The following is an 18,455-nucleotide window of genomic DNA, read 5'->3' on the forward strand; positions in this document are numbered from 1 at the left end:
GAAGTGAACAAGTTATTTTATTCCGAATCCAAGGTACATCCCTACGCCTGGCAACCGTTCGGTGGCGGGCCACATACCTGCATCGGTCTGCACTTCGCCGGTCAGCAGGTGAAGGCGATCCTGCACCAGATGCTGCTGCGGTACCGGTGGAGCCTGGCACCGGGCTACCGGATATCATTAGACCGTTTCCCGCTACCTGTTCCACGGGACGGGCTACCGGTCCAGCTGGAAAAGATTTCCTGACCACCTGACCGACCCTGTCACCCCTCGGGATTCACGTCGGAAAGAAGCGGTACCGCGGATATTTGCGGCAGTCCGACCGGGCGCAGAAGGCTTCGTTGCCCCGGAGGAGCGCCGGAGACGATGACTTACTCCGCGACGTTCACTCCACCGGCGCGGTCGCGGGCCGGGTGTCTCACCTCATCACCCAAGGAAGTAAGGATATGCCGGCGATCAACCGTTCGGGCATCATCCTCTTCGAGGACCCAGCGATCCACAGCAGCCACCGCAGCCTCCTGACAAAGGTTTTCACTCCCCGGAAGATGAACGCGCTGGAGCCGAAGATCCGCGAGTTCTGCGCACGCTGCCTCGATCCCCTCGTCGGCATCGACCGATTCGACTTCATCAAAGACCTGGGCGCGCAGATGCCCATGCGCACCATCGGCTACCTGTTGGGTATCCCCGAGACGGGGCAGGAGGCGATCCGGGACCGCCTCGACGAAGGCCTACGGCTGCGGGACGACGAGGATCGCGCCGCGCAGGCGGTGAACTTCGACTGGGAGGAGTTCGGGGACTACATCGACTGGCGGGTCGAGCACCCGTCCGAGCCCGTGCGTGTCTCGTAGCGTCCCGTAAGGCCCGGCGGCCAGCCCCGCTGCCCGCGTGGTGTCCCCGGCCCCGCCTCACCGGCATCGAAAGTCCGTTCCCGTGCGGCTGGGTCCGGCACCCTCCGCCGAGGACGGGGGGCCGATAGGGCAGCCCGGATCGCCACGGGACGAGGATCCAGTTCCTTGGGCGGAACGAGATCTTTCCAGGCGGCGGGTGCGCCTCCTGCCACCCCGGCCGGCGACTACAGCACGTCACCAGCAGTCGTCGGGTGCCCGGGCATCAGGGACGTGCGTTGGCTTCGGTCCTGGCGCGGAGGCCGGGCCGGGCGAGTGCGTGTCGGGAGAGCTTCGAGGGCCACCAGATCTTCGGACCGAGGTCATGGCTCAGTGCCGGCACGAGGACCGAGCGGACCAGAACCGTGTCCAGCAGCACCCCGAAGGCCACCGAGAAACCCAACTGAGCCAGGAAGACCAGCGGGAGGACGCCGAGTACGGCGAACGTCCCGGCGAGGACGATCCCGGCCGAGGTGATGACCCCGCCCGTGACCGCGAGGCCGCGCACGATGCCGCTACGGGTGCCGTGGATGAGGGTCTCCTCCCGGACCCTGGTCATCAGGAAGATGTTGTAGTCGATCCCCAGGGCGACGAGGAAGATGAACGCGAACAGCGGGAAGCCGGGATCCGCGTTGGCGAACCCGAAGACGTGGTTGAACACCACCGCGCTCACGCCCAGCGTCGCGGCGAACGAGAGCACCACCGTCGCGATCAGGAGGACCGGGGCGAGCAGTGCCCGCAGCAGGACGCCGAGCACAAGGAGGATGACGACCAGCACGATCGGGATGATCAGATTGCGGTCGTGGCGCGAGGCGTTCTGGGTGTCGAGATTGATCGCCGACTGGCTACCGACCAGGGCGTCCGCCCCGGGCACCTCCCGGACGACCCGTCGGATCTCAGTGATCGTGTTGTAAGCCTCGGCGGTGTCATAGCGGTAGACGATGGCGGCGTCGATGGCGATTCGACCGTCGACCGGGGCGACCTGGACCGACGCGGGTGCGCAGCCGTCGGGACCCCTCGCCGCCGGGCGCCCGCCGGACGCCGACCGGGCGGCGAGTTTGGGGTAGTCGACCTCCACGCAGACCGAGCCGGGAGCGGTGGCGACGCCGTCGACCTTCCGAACGGCGGCGATGACGTCCACGGCGGCAGCGGTGTTGGTGATGATGACGGCCGGGGCGCCCTCCCCCTGGCTGAAGTTGGCGTCGAAGATCTCCTGGCCGACGATCGCCTCCGGCCGCCCCGTCAGGCTGTCCGTCGTCGACAGGCCGTCGACTTTCAGGGTGACGATCAGGGACGAGCAGGCCAGCAACACGACCGTCGTGACGATCCAGGCCCACCGGGCCCGGCGGACGAGGCCCCCGGCGAAGCGTGCCCAGAGACCGTGACCGGTGAGGTCGACCTGGTGGTCGACGCGGGGAATGCGAGGCCAGAAGATCCAGCGTCCGGCGATCACCAGGAACACCGGCAGGAAGATCAGCATGATCAGGGCCGTACAGGCGATGCCGATCGCCGCTACCGGCCCGAGGCTGCGGGTGGAGTTCAGCTCACCGAGGATCACCGTCGCCGCCGAGGCGATGATTGCCGGAGCGGCGCCCCGCCAGGCCGCAATCATCGCCTGGACCCGGCTGGGGTAGGTGTGCAACTCCTCCCGGTAGCGGCTCACCAGCAGCAGTGCGTAGTCGGTGCCGGCGCCGATGACCAGCACCGACAGGATGCCCTGACTCTGCCCGTTGAGGGTGAGGACGTCGTTCTTGGCCAACGGGTAGATAATCAGCGCCGAGACGCCGAGCGCGAGCACCGCGCTGAACAGCGGGAAGAACCACAGCACCGGGCTGCGGTAAACGAACAGCAGGATGCCCACGACGACAAGGCCCGCGGCGAGCAGCAACAGCCCATCGATGCCGGAAAACGCCTCGATGAAGGCGACGAGCAGACCCCCCGGCCCGGCCGGGTGCACGGCGAGACCGGCCGGTGCCCCGTCGCGGGCGGCCGCGACGACAGCCTTCTCGACGTCGACGAGTTCATCACCCTTGACCTCCCGGCCGCCGTCCTGGGCGACGAGCGGCACGGCCACGGCGGCCACAGCGCCGTTGCGGGCAAACTGGGGCGGCCCGAGCTGACCGGCGTCCACCCCGTGGATCCCGGCGAAGGACCTCACGTCGGCGGTGATCTTAGCTTTGTCCTGCGCGGTCAGCCTGCCCTGGCGATCGTAGACGACGAAGCCGGGAATCGTCTGCACAGAGCGGAACTGCCGCGACGCGGTGTCGACCTTGGTCGACTCGGCCGAGTTCGGGAGGTAGGCGGCGTTGTCGTTCTTCTGGACCTCGCTGAGCTTACCCTGGTAGGATCCGCCGACGCCGCCGAGCAGGAGCCAGCCGACAGCCAGGACCGCGAAGACGTAGACGATGCGTGGCCGGCGGGCGCGCGCCGGACGGCCACCGGAACCGGCGGGGCCGGAAGCGGAATCCGCCGGGGTACCGTTGCCGTCCCCGGGAGCGTTCCGCACCGCATCGGCCCCGGCGGGAACTGTGCCGCTGGTGGTGCCGGCACTGGCGGGGATGGTGCTGCCGGCGGGTCTCCGCCCGTGCCGCCGACCCGCCGCCGCCCCCGACCTCGGACTCGTCCCCGCTGGTCATGCCCGTCTCCCCACGCCGAACGCACATCCTGTCCCAACGATGGCGATTCTGGCGCATGCCACCGACAGAACCCGTCGGCCCCACCGGCCGACGGGCGAAGAACCGATGAAAACCTTCACGTCAGGGATGTGACCCGCAAGTCCGGGGTGTGACTCGGTGCGGCAAGCGGCTCGTGGTGACCGTCAGCCCGGACCGTCAGCACCGGCGGCGGCCTGCGCAGCGAGCAGGGTGTTGCGCAGCAGCATCGCGATCGTCATCGGCCCCACCCCGCCCGGCACCGGGGTCAGTTTCCCGGCCACCTCGCGCACCGCCTCGAAATCCACGTCGCCCCGCAGGCCCTGCGGGGTCCGGTGCATGCCGACGTCGATGACGGTAACGCCTGGCTTCACCGCGTGGACGCCAATGATCGCCTGTTTTCCCGCGGCGACGACGAGCACGTCGGCGCCGCGACAGACCGCCGCCAAGTCCCGCGTACGGGAGTGACAGATAGTTACAGTCGCATTACGTCCCACCAGCAGCTGTGCCACCGGACGACCGACCAGTTCGGAACGACCGACGACAACCGTGGGCGTACCGGACAACTCGACATCGTAGGAGTCCAGCAACTCGATGATTCCGGACGGTGTGCAGGGCCGCAGACCCGGCAGACCCCGGGCGAGCAGACCGACGCTGGCGGTGGTGAGCCCGTCAACGTCCTTCCCGGGTGGGATCCGGCCGACGAGCGCGGCCCCGTCCAAGCCTTCGGGCACCGGAAGCTGCAGCAAGATACCCGACACGGCCGGATCGGCGGCAAGATCGTCCAGGAGTGCCGCGACCTTCTCCTGGGAGGTGTCGGCCGGCAGGTGTTGATGCAGGTCGGCCATGCCGGCCTCGAGGCAGGCCCGACGCTTGCCGCCGACGTACACGGCGGACGCGGGGTCATCACCCACGAGCACGGTCGCGAGGCCGGGCTGGAGGCCGGTCCGGTCGCGGAACTCGGCGACCTCCCTGGCCACGTTCTCACTCACTCTGCGGGCGACGGCCTTGCCGTCGATGATCACTGCGCTCACTATCGGCCCTTCGCGTCACGGTCGTCAGATCATGCCCGGGTTCTACCCGGTCTCCGATCCGGGTCATGCCCGGGTCAGCCAGGCGTCCGGCGCGGTCTCCCCGGCCCCTGGCGCGGTCCCCCGGCGTCCGGCGGAGCCCGAGCGAGCACGCTACGCCAACAGAGCGCACAGGTGCTCAGTACCGTCATACCCACCACCGCGGGGAACCCTCGGGCGCGGGAAACGCCGACGGCGGCCACATTGTGGGGAGCAAGGCACGGTCCAGGGACCGCAGACCGTGCTCAGGTCCCCCAAATTCACCGGGCGACGGTCGGGCAACGGCTAGCCGATGACCGGGCACAGCCGGTTGGCCGTCACCGGCGGGCCGCTGGAACTCCCGAATAGGCCACGGCGGCCAGCCAGAGACGAACCTCACGCGGGGTACACAGGCGAACGACCCGGTGTCCGGCGTGGTGTTCGGCGATGCTGTCGGCGAGACGGTTGCGGCTGGTACTCGGATATCTCCACAGCCAGGTGAGAAAAGCGAGGTCGAGCCGTTCCGGGCAGCCCGCGGCGAGGTCGGGACGGTTCCGTCCGTGCCACCGTGCCCAGCGTCGCAGTACTCGTGGGATGGTGATCCGCCGCGACAGGTCCAGGAACACGATGAGGTCGGCGGCGGGAATGCGCAGGTCCAGCGTGCCGCCGTAGTTCCCGTCCATCACCCATGCGGGCTCGGCGACGAGGTCGGCGACGACGGACCGCCATTGCGCCGTGGGTGTCTCGACCCATCCCGGTTGCCAGAAGTACCGGTCGAGATGCACGAGCGGCAGTCCGGTCTGGCGCGCGAGCTCGCGCGCCAGGTGCTCTTGCCCGCCCCGCCGCTGCCGACGACAAGGATCCGCCGGGCGTCAGAGGGCATCGCTGCCGGCGCGGAGTCACAGCTCGTCCCGAGCGCATTCACCCAGTCAGTGTCCCACCGGTGCACCCGGCCTGGTGGTGAAACATCGTGCTTCGTCCCGACCCGACCGCCACCGCCCACCCGACCGCCACCGCCGAGCCGAGAGGGTGAGCCGCCGACGGCGCCAGCGTGTCGTTGATTGACGACGGTAGATCATGTTGCAATCCTCCGGCCTCGGAGAGTTGGCATTGCGTGATGGCTCCACGAACTCCTCCAGCCGGTCGACCGACGTCGGCCGATAACCGTCGACGGCTGACCGTGACAGCCGGCCAGAGGAGATCATTTCGCGATGAACGATCGAAGGACATTCATCCGTGCCGCCACGGTGGCCACGACCCTCGTGCCCTGGTCGCTCGGCTACCTCGGCTCCGCCACCGCGGCGGACGCGGCCACCGCGGCGCCGTCCTCCCCACCTGCGCCCGCCCGACCCGCCGTCGTGGACATTCCATCCCCGGCCGGGGCCTCCGGTCTCCTCACCGGCGGCAACACCGCAGGCCTTCTCGCGGGCTACTGGCAGACCTCACCATCCGAGCTCAGTGGGTTCGTCTACCGCGGCGGTACGGTGCACGGCCTGCCGGGGAACAGCCGGCCGGCCGCGGTGAGCGAGGCCGGCGTGGTCGTCGGCGAGAACATCACGCGTTACAGCCGGGAGGCGTTCCGCTGGAACCGTGGCATCTATCAGTCGCTAGGATTCCTCGGCGGCACCCCCACCCAGAGCGGGCGGTCCAGTACCGCGGTCGACGTCAGCGACACCGGATTCATCGTGGGGACCAGCACCACCAAGACGGGCGAGCAGCACGCCTACCGATGGTCAAACGGCACGATGACGGATCTGGGCACACTTGGCGGACCATTGAGTTCCGCCGTGGCCGTCACGGTGCAGGGAAGGGTGGCGGGTAACAGCCTCACCCGGGAGGGCGCCAGCCACGGGTTCCTCTGGTCAGCCGGCACGATGTCGGATCTCGGGACTCTCGGCGGTTCCTCGACCGTCGTCGCCGACGTGAACAACGCCAGGCAGGTCGTGGGGACCAGCGAGACCTCGGACGGCTATTCCCGCGCGTTCCTGTGGGACCGCGGCCGCATGACCGATCTCGGGACCCTCGGCAGTGACCTGCACAGCGAGGCGGTCGCCGTGAACAGTCTCGGTCAGGTGCTGGTGCGCAGCCTCGGATCGTCAGATGGCGGGTTCCTGTGGATCGCGGGCCGCCGCATCCCGATCACCTCACCGCTCGGCCCGCTGGAGCTTCTCGACCTCAATGATCATGGTGTGGTGTGCGGGACGGCGCCCTCGGGTCAAGGCAGCCACGCGTTCCGCTGGTACCGCGGCCGGCTGACCGATCTGGGCACCCTCGGAGGACCGGTGAGCGCGGGCAACGCCGTCACCCCGAACAACGTCGTGCTCGGTTCCGCGACCACCACGGACTCCCCGTTCCCCCAGGCGGCATTCTGGCCGAACACCGGCTCCTGACGTTCTCAGCGGCCCGTCACAATGGCTTCTCGGTGACGAGGGGCTTCTCGGTGACGAGGCCGCCGTCGACGTGCAGCCGGCGAGTCACGGCGACCGTGTCGAGCATGCGCCGATCATGGGTGACGAGCAGCAGGGTGCCCGCATAGCCGGCCAGCGCCTGTTCGAGCTGATCGATCGCCGGAAGGTCGAGGTGGTTGGTGGGTTCGTCGAGCACCAGGCAGTTCACGCCGACCGCCTGCAGCAGCGCGAGCCCCGCCCGGGTGCGTTCTCCCGGTGACAGGGACGCCGCCGGCCGAGTGACCTGATCCGGGCCGAGACCGAACTTCGCGAACAGGGTGCGCACCTCGCCCGCCGGCCAGCTGGTCGCCCGCTCGGCGACGGCCAGCGCCGTAGCCTCACCCCGGAACAGGCCGCGGGCCTGGTCGATCTCGCCGAGCCGCACGCCGGACCCGAGTGCCTGGTGCCCCCGGGCCAGGGGGATGCGGCCGAGCAGCGCACCCAGCATGGTCGTCTTGCCCCCGCCGTTCGGCCCGGTGATCACCACCCGGTCCGCCCACGCGATCGTCAGGTCGACCGGCCCCAGAGTGAAGCCCGATCGGGCCACCACCGCGCCGGTCAACGTCGCGACGACATCGCCCGACCGGGGCGCGGCGGCGATCGACATGCGCAGCTGCCATTCCTTGCGAGGCTCCTCGACCTCCGCCAACCGGTCGAGGCGGGACTCGATGGACCGGACCCTGGCCGCGCTCTTCGTCGCCGCCTCGATCCGGGCTCCCTTGGCGGCCCGGTCACCGTCGGGCATCCGCCACTTCGCCCGCACCGAACCCCGCACCGCCTGCTCCCGCTGGCGTTGCGCCTGGGCGACGAGATCGGCCCGCTGGCCGGCGTACTCCTCGTACCGCTCCCGGGCCTGACGCCGCGCGACCTCCCGGGCCTGCAGGTACGCCGTCCATCCGCCGGCGAAGAGGGTGAGGCCGTGCCGGTGCGGATCGAGTTCGGCGACGGTGTCGATGGTGCGGTCGAGGAACTCGCGGTCGTGGCTGACGACGACCAGCGCCCCGGGCACGCCTTGGACGAACCGCTCGAGCCGTTCCAGCCCGTCGAAGTCGAGGTCGTTGGTGGGCTCGTCGAGCAGGGTGATGTCGAACCGGGACAGCAGGACGCCGGCCAGCGATCCCCGGGCGGCCTGCCCGCCGGACAACGCCGTCGTCGGGCTGTCGAGCGCGCCCGCGGGCAGACCGAGATCGGCGCACACCTCCTCGGCGCGGGCGTCGAGGTCGGCCGCGCCGATCGCCAGCCACCGCTCCAGGGCGACACTGTAGCGGTCGTCGACCCCAGACGTGCCAGGAGCCCCAGACGTGCCAGGGACCCCGGACGTGCCCAGGGCCAACGCCTCGGTCGCGGCGTCGAGCTCGGCCTGCGCCGCGGCGACGCCGGTGCGACGGGCGAGGAAGGCCCGCAGGGTCTCCCCGGGGTCGCGGTCGGGTTCCTGGGGGAGCAGGCCGACGTTGGCGGTCGGCGGCGCGAGATCCACCCGGCCCGCGTCGAGCGCCACCTGCCCGGCGAGGGCACGCAACAACGTCGACTTGCCGACGCCGTTGGGCCCCACCACGCCGAGACGGTCGCCGGGCGCGACGGTGAGGGAGACGCCGTCGAGGACGGTCGCCCCACCGCGGGTGACGGTGAGACCGGACGCGACGAGGGTGGCAGACATCTGACCAGTCTGGCGCATGGACGGCGCATCGCGTCCCGCCCCCTGGGGCCGCATCCATCCGGTGGGACCCTACGGTGAGTCCGTACGCTGGGTTCGTACGCTGGGTCCGGGCGGGCGAACCCGGACACGCCGCTGCCATCGAACTGCTCATCACCCGATATGACCAGTACCAGGCCGCCCCGCCCGCCGGGCCGGCGATCATCGTGACGGTGGCCCGCTGGTCAGGGTGGGCCTTCTCGACGTAGCCGGCTGTTGACATCGCCGGCCGTCGACATCGCCGTCAGTGCGGGCCGGTTCCGGTCGTGCCCGGCGCCCGCGGGCGGTCCCAGCCAGGCGGCAGGGTAGCCGGTGTGCGCCAGGACGGGTCCGGCTGGAAGTCGCACCAGGTGCCGTCGAACGGGAACGCCCCCGTCTCGACGAGCCGCAGCAGCCGCTCGCCCTCGGCCCGCACCGCCGCCGCGTCGGTGACCCAGTAGTGCTCGGGAAACGCGAGCCGTTCCGCGAGCTCGTGCTCATCCTTCCACTGCCAGGTCCGGTCCGGGGAGACCCACAGGTCGAGGTCGTGGTCGGTCGTGTCCACCCCGACGAGTCCGTCGTGGCGCCAGGCCACGGCAGGTGCCTCGAGGTTGATGTACCAACGGGCGAACCGCCCCTGCCGGTCCCAGAACCACCACACCGAGTGCGCACCCGCCGGCGGGATCATCATAAGGATGTTCGGCCCAGGCCAAGCCCTCTCCACCAGCACCGTGGATTGGCGGATCCATTCGGCGAACGGCATGTCGCGCAGGCCGCGACCGTCCGTGCTCAGCTCGACGGCCATCGGGCAGCCATGCGGGATCCACAGCCGCAGGCCGCGCTCATCGTGGCCGACCACGTGACCCGCGCGGACGAAGACGAGCCGCTTGGTGGTAAACGACCGGTGCACGACCACTTCGCCCGGGACGAATTCTCCTGGAACGAATTCGCCCGGACGGACCCGCCGGTGCGGCGCCCGAACCGAGCGGTGGCGATGCCTGGGTACCAACCTGGGTACCGAGATGGGTACCGGCCTGGGGACCAGCCTGGGAAGCGGGATCATACGCCACGGGGCTTTCCCAGCTTCGTCACCGTCCGACTGTACGGTGCCGTCCTGCCCCGGCGTGCCCCCCACCACAACCCCACGACAGACGGGATGGGACTCTCATGACGGTCGATTCCGCCGTCGATCAACCGCCGGCACCGGCCAGCAACTCCCGGACGACAGGCACCATCGGATGCTCCGTCCCCCAGACCCTGAGCAGATCGGCGAGCAGCGCCGAGAGGGTCTCGGCGGCCGACGCCCGATGGCCGGCGCCGAGCTGCAACAGCCCGATCTGCCGTCGCAGCTCGAAGACCTGGGCGTCGTCCGCACCGAACACCCTGATCTCGTCCTCCAGCAGCCCACGAAGCTGTTCGAGCGCCTGGCCGGTCTCACCGATCAGGGCCCGGCAGGTCGCCTCCCGCAGGCGGCAGCGCAGAACCCGCTCGCTGTCCGGAGCGTCCCGGTGGACAAGATCGACGAGAAGCGTGCGGTAGCCGTCCACGGCGCGGCGGAAGTCGCCGCCCTCGAACAGGTGGTCCGCCAGATCGAGACGGAGCGCGAGCACATCCGCGCTGTCGTGGCCGAGGGAACGACCGGCCCGGTCCACCGCCGCCGCCAGCACACCGGCGGCCTGACTGTAGCGGGAGGCCCGGGCCAACGTCCGAGCCTCGTCCCGGGCACGACGAAGATCGGACCGCCTGATCCCGCCATCGGGCTCCCCGGGCGGCCCAGCAGTGGATCTCCGGGTGGAGGGGGCAGTGTTCGGGGCCGCCCCGCGCGGTACCACCCGGGCCGCGACCGCCGCGTACAGCCGTACCGGGTTGTCCGCGGCGTCGTCGACGGCCCCGGGAAGCGGGCCGAGGCCCACCACGGATCCGATCAACGCCGCGTACACCTTCTCCACGCTGCACGGGCGATCCTCCGGCGCCTTGCGCAGCATCGCGGCGACCAGCTCGTCGAGGCCGCCCGGCACGTCGGCGCGCAGCGACCGCACCCGCGCCGGGACCTCCTCGACCTGCTTGTTCATCACCGTGTAGGACGACGAACCGGCGAACAGCCGCTGACCGGTCAACATCTCGAACAGCGTGGCACCCAGCGCGTAGATGTCGGTGGCCGGCGTGCTCAGGCCGGCAAGCACCTGCTCGGGCGCCATGTAGGCGGGGCTGCCGAGGTGCTGGCCGGTCGCCGTGATCTTCGACAGGTTGGTCCGGTCGAGCGCGACGGCGAGCCCGAAGTCCAGCACCTTCACAGTGCCGTCCGGCTCCAGCATCAGGTTCGCCGGTTTGAGGTCGCGGTGCACGAGCGACGCCCGGTGCGCCACCGCGAGCACCGAGGCCACCTGGGCGGCGATCGCGGCGGCCCAGCCGACGGGCAGCGCGCCCTGCTCGGCGACAAGATCCGCCACGCTGAGGCCGTGCACCCGCTGCATGACCAGGTAGGGACGCCCCTCGTGGGTACCCGCGTCGTACACCGCCGGCACCCCCGGATGCAACAGGCGGGCGGTGATGCGGGACTCCCGGATGAACCGGCGGATCAGCTCCTGGTCCGGCTGGCCGTCGGGAAAACGGACGAACTTGACCGCGATCTCCCGGTCGAGTTTCACATCCCGGCCGACCCAGACCTTACCCATTCCGCCTTTGGCCAATGGAACAGCCTCGAGCTCATACCGCCTGTCGATCATCCACCGCGCGGCCACCGTGCCCCCGCCCCTTCCCGCCCGATCCCCGGGAACACTACCCCCACCCGGAAACGGCATCGGCCAGGGCATTGTCGGCCGGCCACAGCATTGTCGGGTTGCTGATTCCGGTTGCACCGCGCCGCCTTCACCGTTACCAGGACAAGGCTTCGGCCGGACCCGCACACCGGGCAGGGGCGTCATTACACGGGACCTGTCGCCCCGCCCCGCAGGCTTCCGTCGGCGATTCCGAGATGACCGAGCCGGACGATGGTCTCGGCCAGTTCCACCGCGTCGCGCAGCGACTTCTCGACCATCGTGAGGCGATGGAAGTCGAGCCCCCGGGAACGCTGTTCGGCCAGCGGGAGAACCGGTATCCGGACCCGCCGCAGGCCGGCGGGCGGCGACGATCCACCCGAGCGGCCGGCGGCCTGGGCGTCCGCACCGCCACCGGATCGCCCGTGCGCCCGATGGCCGGCCGCCCGCAGGATCCCGGCCAGGAAGTACGGATCGAGCCGGTCGGGATCGCCCCGCAGGAGCACCACCCGCGGCCCGAGAACGGCACCCGCGTCCTCGACGACCCGGGCCGTGGTCTCCCCCGGCGCCGTCACACAGACGACGTCGCCGGGCCGGAGAACGAGCATTCCGGCCAGTTCCTCCGTCCGGCCCGACGGGCCCCGCCCATGCCGGACGTCGCCCGCGGTGAGCAGCGGCAGGTCACCGACCCCGGCCCTGGTCTGCAACGGGGCCATCAGGACCGTCAACGATCCGGCTTTCGCCAACTCACCGATCGTGACGCTCGGCGTGACACTCGGCGAAGCCAGCCGGTCCGCCGGTCCGGATCCCCTCGGTGGGGTCAGGAGGGGAACCGCCGAGGACAACGAGGCCACCATCGCCAGGAAATCCTCCCGGACGGCAGGGAACTCACCGACAGCAGGGAACTCACCGACAGCGGTTCTTTCCGGAGAATGGTCGATGTAGCGTCGCGGGCTCACGTCGACCTCGTCGTCGAGGAGGTCCGCAACGCACATCCGCCGGAATCCCGCCGGCAGATCGGCGGTGTCGCCGCCGAACCCGCCGGCGGCGACGAACAACGCCCAGGCCGCTTCGACGACGGCGATCTCACCGTGCGCCAGGCCCAGCAGTACCTGAGCGGACGTCGCCCCGGGCCCGCCGGAACCGGCATCGGGGCCGGCATCGGGGCCGGCACCGCGGCGGAGCACCCACAGATCCGAGGCCGATCCCGTCGGGAACAGCCCGGGCGGCAGCCCCAGCACGGCGCGCAGTTCCCCGGCACGCAGCAGGTTCGCCCTGATGCGGCGCCCGGCCCGGCGCGACGCGGCGGCCGCCGGCATGATGACCAGCACCGGCGCGCCGTCCCGGGCGTGCGCCAGGCAGTACTGCACCCAGGCCAGCTCGGGTTCCCCCCGCGGTGGAACACCGTGGCGCCACCACGGCGCGCCGAGCAGCTCGTCGTAGCCCCAACGCTGCCCGAACGGCGGGGCGCACAGGACCGCGTCGGCCCGTTCCCCGGCGAAGGCGCCGGCGAGCAGCGAGTCGCCCGCGACGATCCGCGCGTCACCACCCCGCAGCAGCAGTCCGACGGCGCTCACCCGCGCCATCGTCGGGTTGACGTCCTGGCCGAGCAGGCGGCCCGCCCCCGCGGCCCGGGCCGCCTCCAGCAGCCCGCCGACCCCGCAGGCCGGGTCGAGCACCGTGGCGGCCCCCGCCCGGCCGCGCAGGCCGGCGAGGGTCACCATCAGCTCCCCGACCGCCCGCGGAGGCTCCGCCACCTGCCGGGAGCAGACCTCGCGGTAGCGGGCGCGCAGCGCGTCGAAGAGCTCCGCGTGGCCGTGCCGGTCCGCCGCCTCGGCGGCGACCCGGGCGATCGCCACCCACCCGGTCTCCCAGGTGTCGGGGAAACCACCGGGAAGCTCCGGCACGGCGCGGGCGATCGCCGGTTCTAGGGATACGGCCGCCACCGCGTCGCTCTCCCCGAGCAGCGCCGTGGCGCCCGCGGGATCCCGCTGGCGCTGGATGAGGAACCCCCCGAGATGGCCGGTCACCTCACCGAGGCGCGGATCGTCGACGGCCCCCCGGATCCGCTGCCATACCTGGTCGGCCGCCTCGATCTGGAACGGTCGGTCATGCCGGGTGAGCCAGTCCGCCACGGAGGTCAGCGCGAACAGCGGGCTGGTCGATGTCCCCCCGACGGGTGCGGGAAAGTCGGCGAACCGGCGCCGCCAGTTGCTGACCGCGGCCCGCCCGACTCCGGCCAGCCGGGCGATGTCGGTGGCGGTGACCGTGGCCGTGTCTGTGGCCGTGGCAGCCGCGGAGCTCGCCGTGTCCCGGCCGCTCGTCTTCACGGCAGCCCGTTCACGGCAGCCCGCCGAACAGGGCGAGGGCGCGGTCCTGCGGCTCGTCTCCGAGGGGCACGACGAACCGGCGGTCGAGGAAGCGGTTGCCACGCTCGCAGGTCGTCTCGGACACGAACAGGCAGACGTGGCAGGCGGCGCCGTGCAGGAAGTCGGCGGGCGCCGACGGCAGCCGCTCGGCGCACAGTGGATCGGACGAGCAATGCCGGGCGTCGGCGAGGGCCCGGCGGGTCAGCCGGAGCAGCTGGTCGGGCTCGGCCAGCGACACCAGCCCGCCCAGGGTGCCCTCCGCGTCCGGGACGGCCGTGTAGATGAGGATGCCGCCGCGCGGGTCGCCGTCGTCCCCGGCGTAGATGCGTTCGCTCAGGCTGGCCGAGCTGTAGCCGCACTCCAGCGCGATGGTCCGGATGAGCAGGTGGGACAGGGTGTGCAGGGCGAGGAAGCGCTCCCCGGGCCAGCCCTGCATGGGATCGAAGTCCCCGGCGATCCGGTCGGAGTAGCGGTTCACCCGGAATCGGCTGTAGGCGTCGCGGTGCTCGCGCATCGCGACACTGTCCGCGACGCGGCGCGCCCACGGGCCGAGGATCTCCTCGGGCACCCGCAGGAACATGCCCTCGCCGCGGACCTCGCTCGCCGGTACTCAGGAAGCCGGCCCACGGGCCAGCGGCGCCCGGATGACGAGGTCGGGGTCGTCCGGGTCGGGCGCGTCCAGCCGGGTGAACCCGGTCAGCGCCCGTACCTCCCGCAGGCGTTCGGCCTGCACGACGTCGGCGTAGCAGCCGGCAAGCGGCGCCGGCACACCGCCGGGCTCGCGGCGCAGGGCGAAATCGTCGGTGGGTTCGGGGAGGACGGCGGAGGAGAAGATCTCCCACTCCGGGGTGCGCAGATCCGGGTAGGCCCGCTCGTCGTCGGCGTCGGCACCCGGGGCCGGGCCGGTTTCGATCGCGGCGCGATGCCGCTCGACGGCAGCCCAGATCTCCTCGTCCGTCCATCGGGCGAACTCGCGCAGCACCGCGGTCTGCGCGCACGCCCAGGCCAGCATCGACACCGTGGGAAGACCTTCCAGGGCGGTCCAGTGCTGTTCGACCTTGACCGCCAGCTCACTGGCGCCGGTCCGCGGCACCGACAGCACCGGCAGCGTCTGGGCGAACCACTGGTTGGATGCGCCGACGACGAGCAGGCGGGACTCCTGCGGGCACCCGCCATCGGCGAAGGTCCCCAGGTGGGGATGGCGGCCCCGGCAGCGTGGCAGGTGCTCCGCCCCCCGGCGTCCCATGGCCTCCCGGATGTTGCGCCGGGCGTCGCAGTTCACGCACCGGATCTCGACGTTGGCGCCGAGGTTGCCGCCGCGGTCCTCCATCCGCAGCCGGGGATGACTCGCCTTGGCGCACTGCGCGCCCCGGTGCACGAACATCGGGTAGGGGAAGTCGTCGAGATGCCCCGCGGTGCAGGCGAGCACGAAGCGGGCCGCCACCGCGAGCGGCCGGCGGCCGGTCTTCTTCCGCCCGCAGGTGCCGTGGAAGAAGCGGGCGTCCTGGGGCCGGGTCAGCCACGGGTTCTCGAACCCGAACGCGCGGGAGGCGATCACATCCAGCTCGTTGCAGGCAGTGCAGCGCAGCCAGTTCGGGAACGGCACGGTGGGCACGCCGATCCGGGCGCCCTGCCCGCTGCGGTCGCCCGCGTCGGTCTCCGCCCACGGGGCCGGGCGCAGCTCGGTGACGCCCCGGTCATACAGCCGCCGCACGGCGGCGAGCAACCGCGGCTCGACGATCGGCTGGTACTCGGGGACGTTGCGGTAGTCCCAGTCGTCGACGCCGCGGACGATCGCGGAGAAGTTCGGCAGGTCGACGAGCGCGCCGACACCGCTGGTGAACATCAGGTGACTGGGCCGGACCGCGCCGACCCGCCGGTGGAACGCCGTGACCATCAGATGCCCTTCCCGGGGAGCGCCGCGCGGGCCGACCGCGCCGGACGGCCCGCCCGTGCCGCCACGAAGGCCGTCTCCCCCAGCTCGTCCCCGACCGGGGCGGCCTCGTCGTCCACTACCTCGTCATCCCTGCCGTCCGCCTCGCTGCTCCCGATCTCCCCGCTGCTCCCGATCTCACCGGTACCGTCGGCGTCCGGCGGCGCGCCGAACGCCCAGCCCGGCTCGCCGTAGGCGGGGGTGAAGATCTCGGCGGGGCCGGGCACCAGCAGGTTGATCTCGTGCTCAGTCTCCCGCATCGACTGGGCGACGGTGAGAACGTCCCAGCGGACGTGCCCGGCGGGCTCCAGCAGGCCGGTGACTCGCTGCTGTCCCCCGGCCGTGCGATAGCCGATGCGGGACGGGCCCGTCCTCGCCAGCTCCCACCTCTCGATCAGCTGCCGGATCCGTTCCTCGAGGTACTCCCGGCCGCGCGGCCGGGCGACGGCCTCGGCACGGGCCAGCAGCCGGTCGATCACTCCGCTGACCGCCGGGCCGGCGAGGTCCACGCTGTGGGCGTCGACGTTGCGGGTGTTCGCCTCGTCGGCGTGCCGGACGGCGGCGACGAACGTGCCGGTGGTGGTCCGGTCGAGGGAGCGGCGGGTGAACGGGGTCACGGACAGCGCCTCCACCTGCCGGTAGAAGGTCGCGTGGTAGTGCTCGAAGTCCTCGTAGTGGGCGAGATCCCGCGGCCGGGCCCAGTTGTACAGGGTGACGACGAGACCCGGGCGGCCAGCGTCCCGGCCGACCCGGGAGGACGCCTGGATGTACTCGGCGGTGTTCTTCGGCTGGCCGATCACGGCCATCAGCCCGAACCGGGAGACGTCCACCCCGACCTGGAGCATCGAGGTCGCGAGCACCACGTCGACCGGGATCCGGTCCTGGTTGCTCCGGGCGCGAGTGCGCTCGGCGAGGGGGTGCGGTGCCCGCCGGTCCCGCTCCCTGCTCCGGAACGATGCACGGACGTTCTCGGCGACGGCCTCCCGCCGCGCGGAAGTGTCGAGCTCGGGGTCGAAGGGGATCTCCAGGCGGCCCAACACCTCGCTGATGTCCGCCGACGAGACCCGGGAGGTCAGCTCCGAGATCGCGAGCATGCCGGTACCGGTGACGATGCGGTTAGCGAGCCCCTTGCGCCGGCCGTGGGTACGCACCCGGGTGGTGACGTCGTCGTCGAGGTAGCGGCGCATACCGGCGAGCTCGCGGGTGGCGTTGAAGTAGCCGACGAGGGTCAGGTAGGGCTCGACGGGGGTGCCGTGCCGGTCGAACAGGGTCTGGCCGGCGAGGAGCAGGATCTCGGCGAGGCGGATCTCGGCGGACTTCATCCTCGTCCCGTGCGCGCAGACGCCGAGGTAGCGCCGGCCCGGGGTGACCGGGACCCGCCGGGAGAAGAACGTATCGGTCACGTCGATCACCTGGGGCGGGAAGACGGCGAGGCCGCGGCCGAAGACGCCGAGCACCTGGTCGCGGGCCCGCCTGGTGGTCGCCGTCGAGGCCACGATCTTCGGGCCGGTGAGCGCGCCGGCCGGGACCGGCCAGGTGCACAGCTCGTCGACCGCGCTCTCGAACAGGCCGACGGTGGTGCCGAGCGCACCGGAGATCAGGTGCAGCTCGTCCTGAATGATCAGATCAGGCGGGCGCAGCCGGACGACCGGCTCGCTGGTCACGGCGGGCCGCCTGCCGCGGCTGTGGTGACGCTCGCCGCAGCCGGTGCGGGCGTCGAGGTCGTCGTGGAGGTACCCGTGCCGGGGGCAGCGTCGGCTCACCCGGCCGAACAGGATCCCCGCCTCGCCGCGCCAGGGCAGCTGGGCGAGCTTGTCGACGGTGGCGATGACCAGGCTCGGGGCGTAGCGGTAGATCTCCTCGTCGACGGTGAGCACCGGCAGGCCCTCGTCGGGCGCCGCCCGCCGGGAGAACGGGCAGGCGTCGGCCCCCTCGCCGTTCGGGCAGTACAGCAGCACCCGGCGGAGGTCCTCGTCGACGTGGGCGTCAGTATGGGCCCCGAACGCGCTGCCGCACCACGGGCAGCTCAGGGTCTGCAGGACGTTGGCCCGCTTGCCGTCGCCGGCCTCTCGCGCCTCGCCGACCTGGTCGCGGGCGTCCTCGAACCGGTCCGGGGACACCCCGCCGCCGACCCACAGACCGATGCGGAACGGCGTGGCACCCCAGGTCGCCGGGTCCGCGCGGCGCTGCACCTCGGCGGCGCAGACCAGGGTGGCGGCCCGCTGGAACTGCTGGGCGGTGAGCAGCCGCAGCGTGTACCGCATGAGGACGGCGACCCCGGCCTCGCCGGAGCGGGCCACGGTACCGGTGCCGACGGTCCCCTGTAGGCGGCGGATCGCGAAGGTGTAGGCGGTCAGGCCGAGGTAGGCCTCGGTCTTGCCGCCGCCGGTGGGGAAGAACAGCAGATCGACGACGGCGGTGGCGTCCGCGGCCCGCTCCGGGTGCGCCGGGTCGGTCAGGGAGGGCAGGTTGAGCAGCACGAAGCCGAGCTGGAACGGCCGCCAGGAGGCCTCCCCCGCGCCCCGGGCCCGCACGGCGGCGGTGGCCGCGGCGTAGTCCAGCCCCTGCTCGTCGCGCAGCCGGGCGATCGCCGTGTGCCGGCGCTGGGCGGCCATCGCCTCGTTGGCGAACTGGAACGCGGCCAGCGCCTCGCGGTGGCGCGGCTGGTCCTGGTCGGCGAGCAGGGCGATGCCGGCC

Annotated in this window: 11 protein-coding genes and 2 pseudogenes; 4 read left to right on the forward strand and 9 right to left on the reverse strand. The window is 71.6% G+C overall.

Features of this window, described 5'->3' with window-relative positions:
* Together AC08OT_RS09330 and AC08OT_RS09335 are read left to right on the forward strand one after the other, a co-directional pair.
* Positions 1 to 243 (forward strand): cytochrome P450 (locus AC08OT_RS09330; protein WP_476602724.1); only part of this gene is annotated, 243 nt, incomplete at its 5' end.
* 221 nt (positions 244 to 464) lie between these two features.
* Positions 465 to 827, forward strand: a pseudogene (locus tag AC08OT_RS09335) (cytochrome P450); the annotation flags it as partial.
* A 280-nt stretch (positions 828 to 1,107) separates the two neighbouring features.
* On the opposite strand, the gene AC08OT_RS09340 reads toward AC08OT_RS09335, so the two are convergent.
* The 3 genes from AC08OT_RS09340 to AC08OT_RS09350 all read right to left on the reverse strand — a co-directional run bounded on the left by AC08OT_RS09340 (position 1,108) and on the right by AC08OT_RS09350 (position 5,366).
* Positions 1,108 to 3,387: an MMPL family transporter gene (locus tag AC08OT_RS09340; protein WP_476594176.1), complete on the reverse strand. Its 2,280-nt coding sequence runs from the start codon at positions 3,385 to 3,387 to the stop codon at positions 1,108 to 1,110.
* 312 nt (positions 3,388 to 3,699) lie between these two features.
* On the reverse strand, positions 3,700 to 4,566 hold the full coding sequence (gene folD, locus AC08OT_RS09345; protein ID WP_476594175.1) for a bifunctional methylenetetrahydrofolate dehydrogenase/methenyltetrahydrofolate cyclohydrolase FolD: 867 nt from the start codon (positions 4,564 to 4,566) through the stop codon (positions 3,700 to 3,702).
* Between the two features lie 353 nt (positions 4,567 to 4,919).
* Positions 4,920 to 5,366, reverse strand: coding sequence for a P-loop NTPase family protein (locus AC08OT_RS09350; RefSeq protein WP_476594174.1), 447 nt, complete (start codon positions 5,364 to 5,366; stop codon positions 4,920 to 4,922).
* A gap of 426 nt (positions 5,367 to 5,792) precedes the next feature.
* Between AC08OT_RS09350 and AC08OT_RS09355 the strand changes: the two genes are divergently transcribed.
* Positions 5,793 to 6,971 carry an HAF repeat-containing protein gene (locus tag AC08OT_RS09355; RefSeq protein ID WP_476594416.1) on the forward strand — a complete coding sequence of 393 codons (1,179 nt, stop codon included), beginning with the start codon at positions 5,793 to 5,795 and terminating at the stop codon, positions 6,969 to 6,971.
* Positions 6,972 to 6,987: 16 nt separating this feature from the next.
* Here the strand turns inward: AC08OT_RS09355 and AC08OT_RS09360 are convergent, their stop codons facing one another.
* The gene (locus AC08OT_RS09360) at positions 6,988 to 8,685 is read right to left on the reverse strand and encodes an ABC-F family ATP-binding cassette domain-containing protein (protein WP_476594415.1); all 1,698 of its coding nucleotides are present in this window, start codon (positions 8,683 to 8,685) and stop codon (positions 6,988 to 6,990) included.
* Between the two features lie 74 nt (positions 8,686 to 8,759).
* Between AC08OT_RS09360 and AC08OT_RS09365 the strand changes: the two genes are divergently transcribed.
* Positions 8,760 to 8,930, forward strand: a complete 171-nt coding sequence (locus AC08OT_RS09365) for a hypothetical protein (RefSeq protein WP_476594414.1) — start codon at positions 8,760 to 8,762, stop codon at positions 8,928 to 8,930.
* Positions 8,931 to 8,965: 35 nt separating this feature from the next.
* On the opposite strand, the gene AC08OT_RS09370 is transcribed toward AC08OT_RS09365, so the two are convergent.
* From AC08OT_RS09370 to drmA, 5 genes and pseudogenes are all read right to left on the reverse strand, one after another.
* Positions 8,966 to 9,610: a ribonuclease FAU-1 family protein gene (locus AC08OT_RS09370; RefSeq protein ID WP_476594413.1), complete on the reverse strand. Its 645-nt coding sequence runs from the start codon at positions 9,608 to 9,610 to the stop codon at positions 8,966 to 8,968.
* Between the two features lie 280 nt (positions 9,611 to 9,890).
* On the reverse strand, positions 9,891 to 11,513 hold the full coding sequence (locus tag AC08OT_RS09375; protein ID WP_476602725.1) for a serine/threonine-protein kinase: 1,623 nt from the start codon (positions 11,511 to 11,513) through the stop codon (positions 9,891 to 9,893).
* Positions 11,514 to 11,623: 110 nt separating this feature from the next.
* The gene (locus AC08OT_RS09380; protein ID WP_476593991.1) at positions 11,624 to 13,786 is read right to left on the reverse strand and encodes an HsdM family class I SAM-dependent methyltransferase; all 2,163 of its coding nucleotides are present in this window, start codon (positions 13,784 to 13,786) and stop codon (positions 11,624 to 11,626) included.
* A gap of 10 nt (positions 13,787 to 13,796) precedes the next feature.
* Positions 13,797 to 15,722, reverse strand: a pseudogene (drmB, locus tag AC08OT_RS09385) (DrmB family protein).
* On the reverse strand, positions 15,722 to 18,455 hold a 2,734-nt coding region (gene drmA / locus AC08OT_RS09390; RefSeq protein ID WP_476602726.1), incomplete at its 5' end, for a DISARM system helicase DrmA. The pseudogene drmB and the gene drmA, both read right to left, overlap by 1 nt.

This window comes from Frankia sp. CgJB1, from assembly GCF_977947065.1.

Coding starts and splice junctions, on each gene's coding strand:
- AC08OT_RS09355 (WP_476594416.1), top strand. CDS start 5,793: ATGAACGATCGAAGGACATTCATCCGTGCCGCCACGGTGGCCACGACC.
- AC08OT_RS09360 (WP_476594415.1), bottom strand. CDS start 8,685: ATGTCTGCCACCCTCGTCGCGTCCGGTCTCACCGTCACCCGCGGTGGG.
- AC08OT_RS09375 (WP_476602725.1), bottom strand. CDS start 11,513: ATGCCCTGGCCGATGCCGTTTCCGGGTGGGGGTAGTGTTCCCGGGGAT.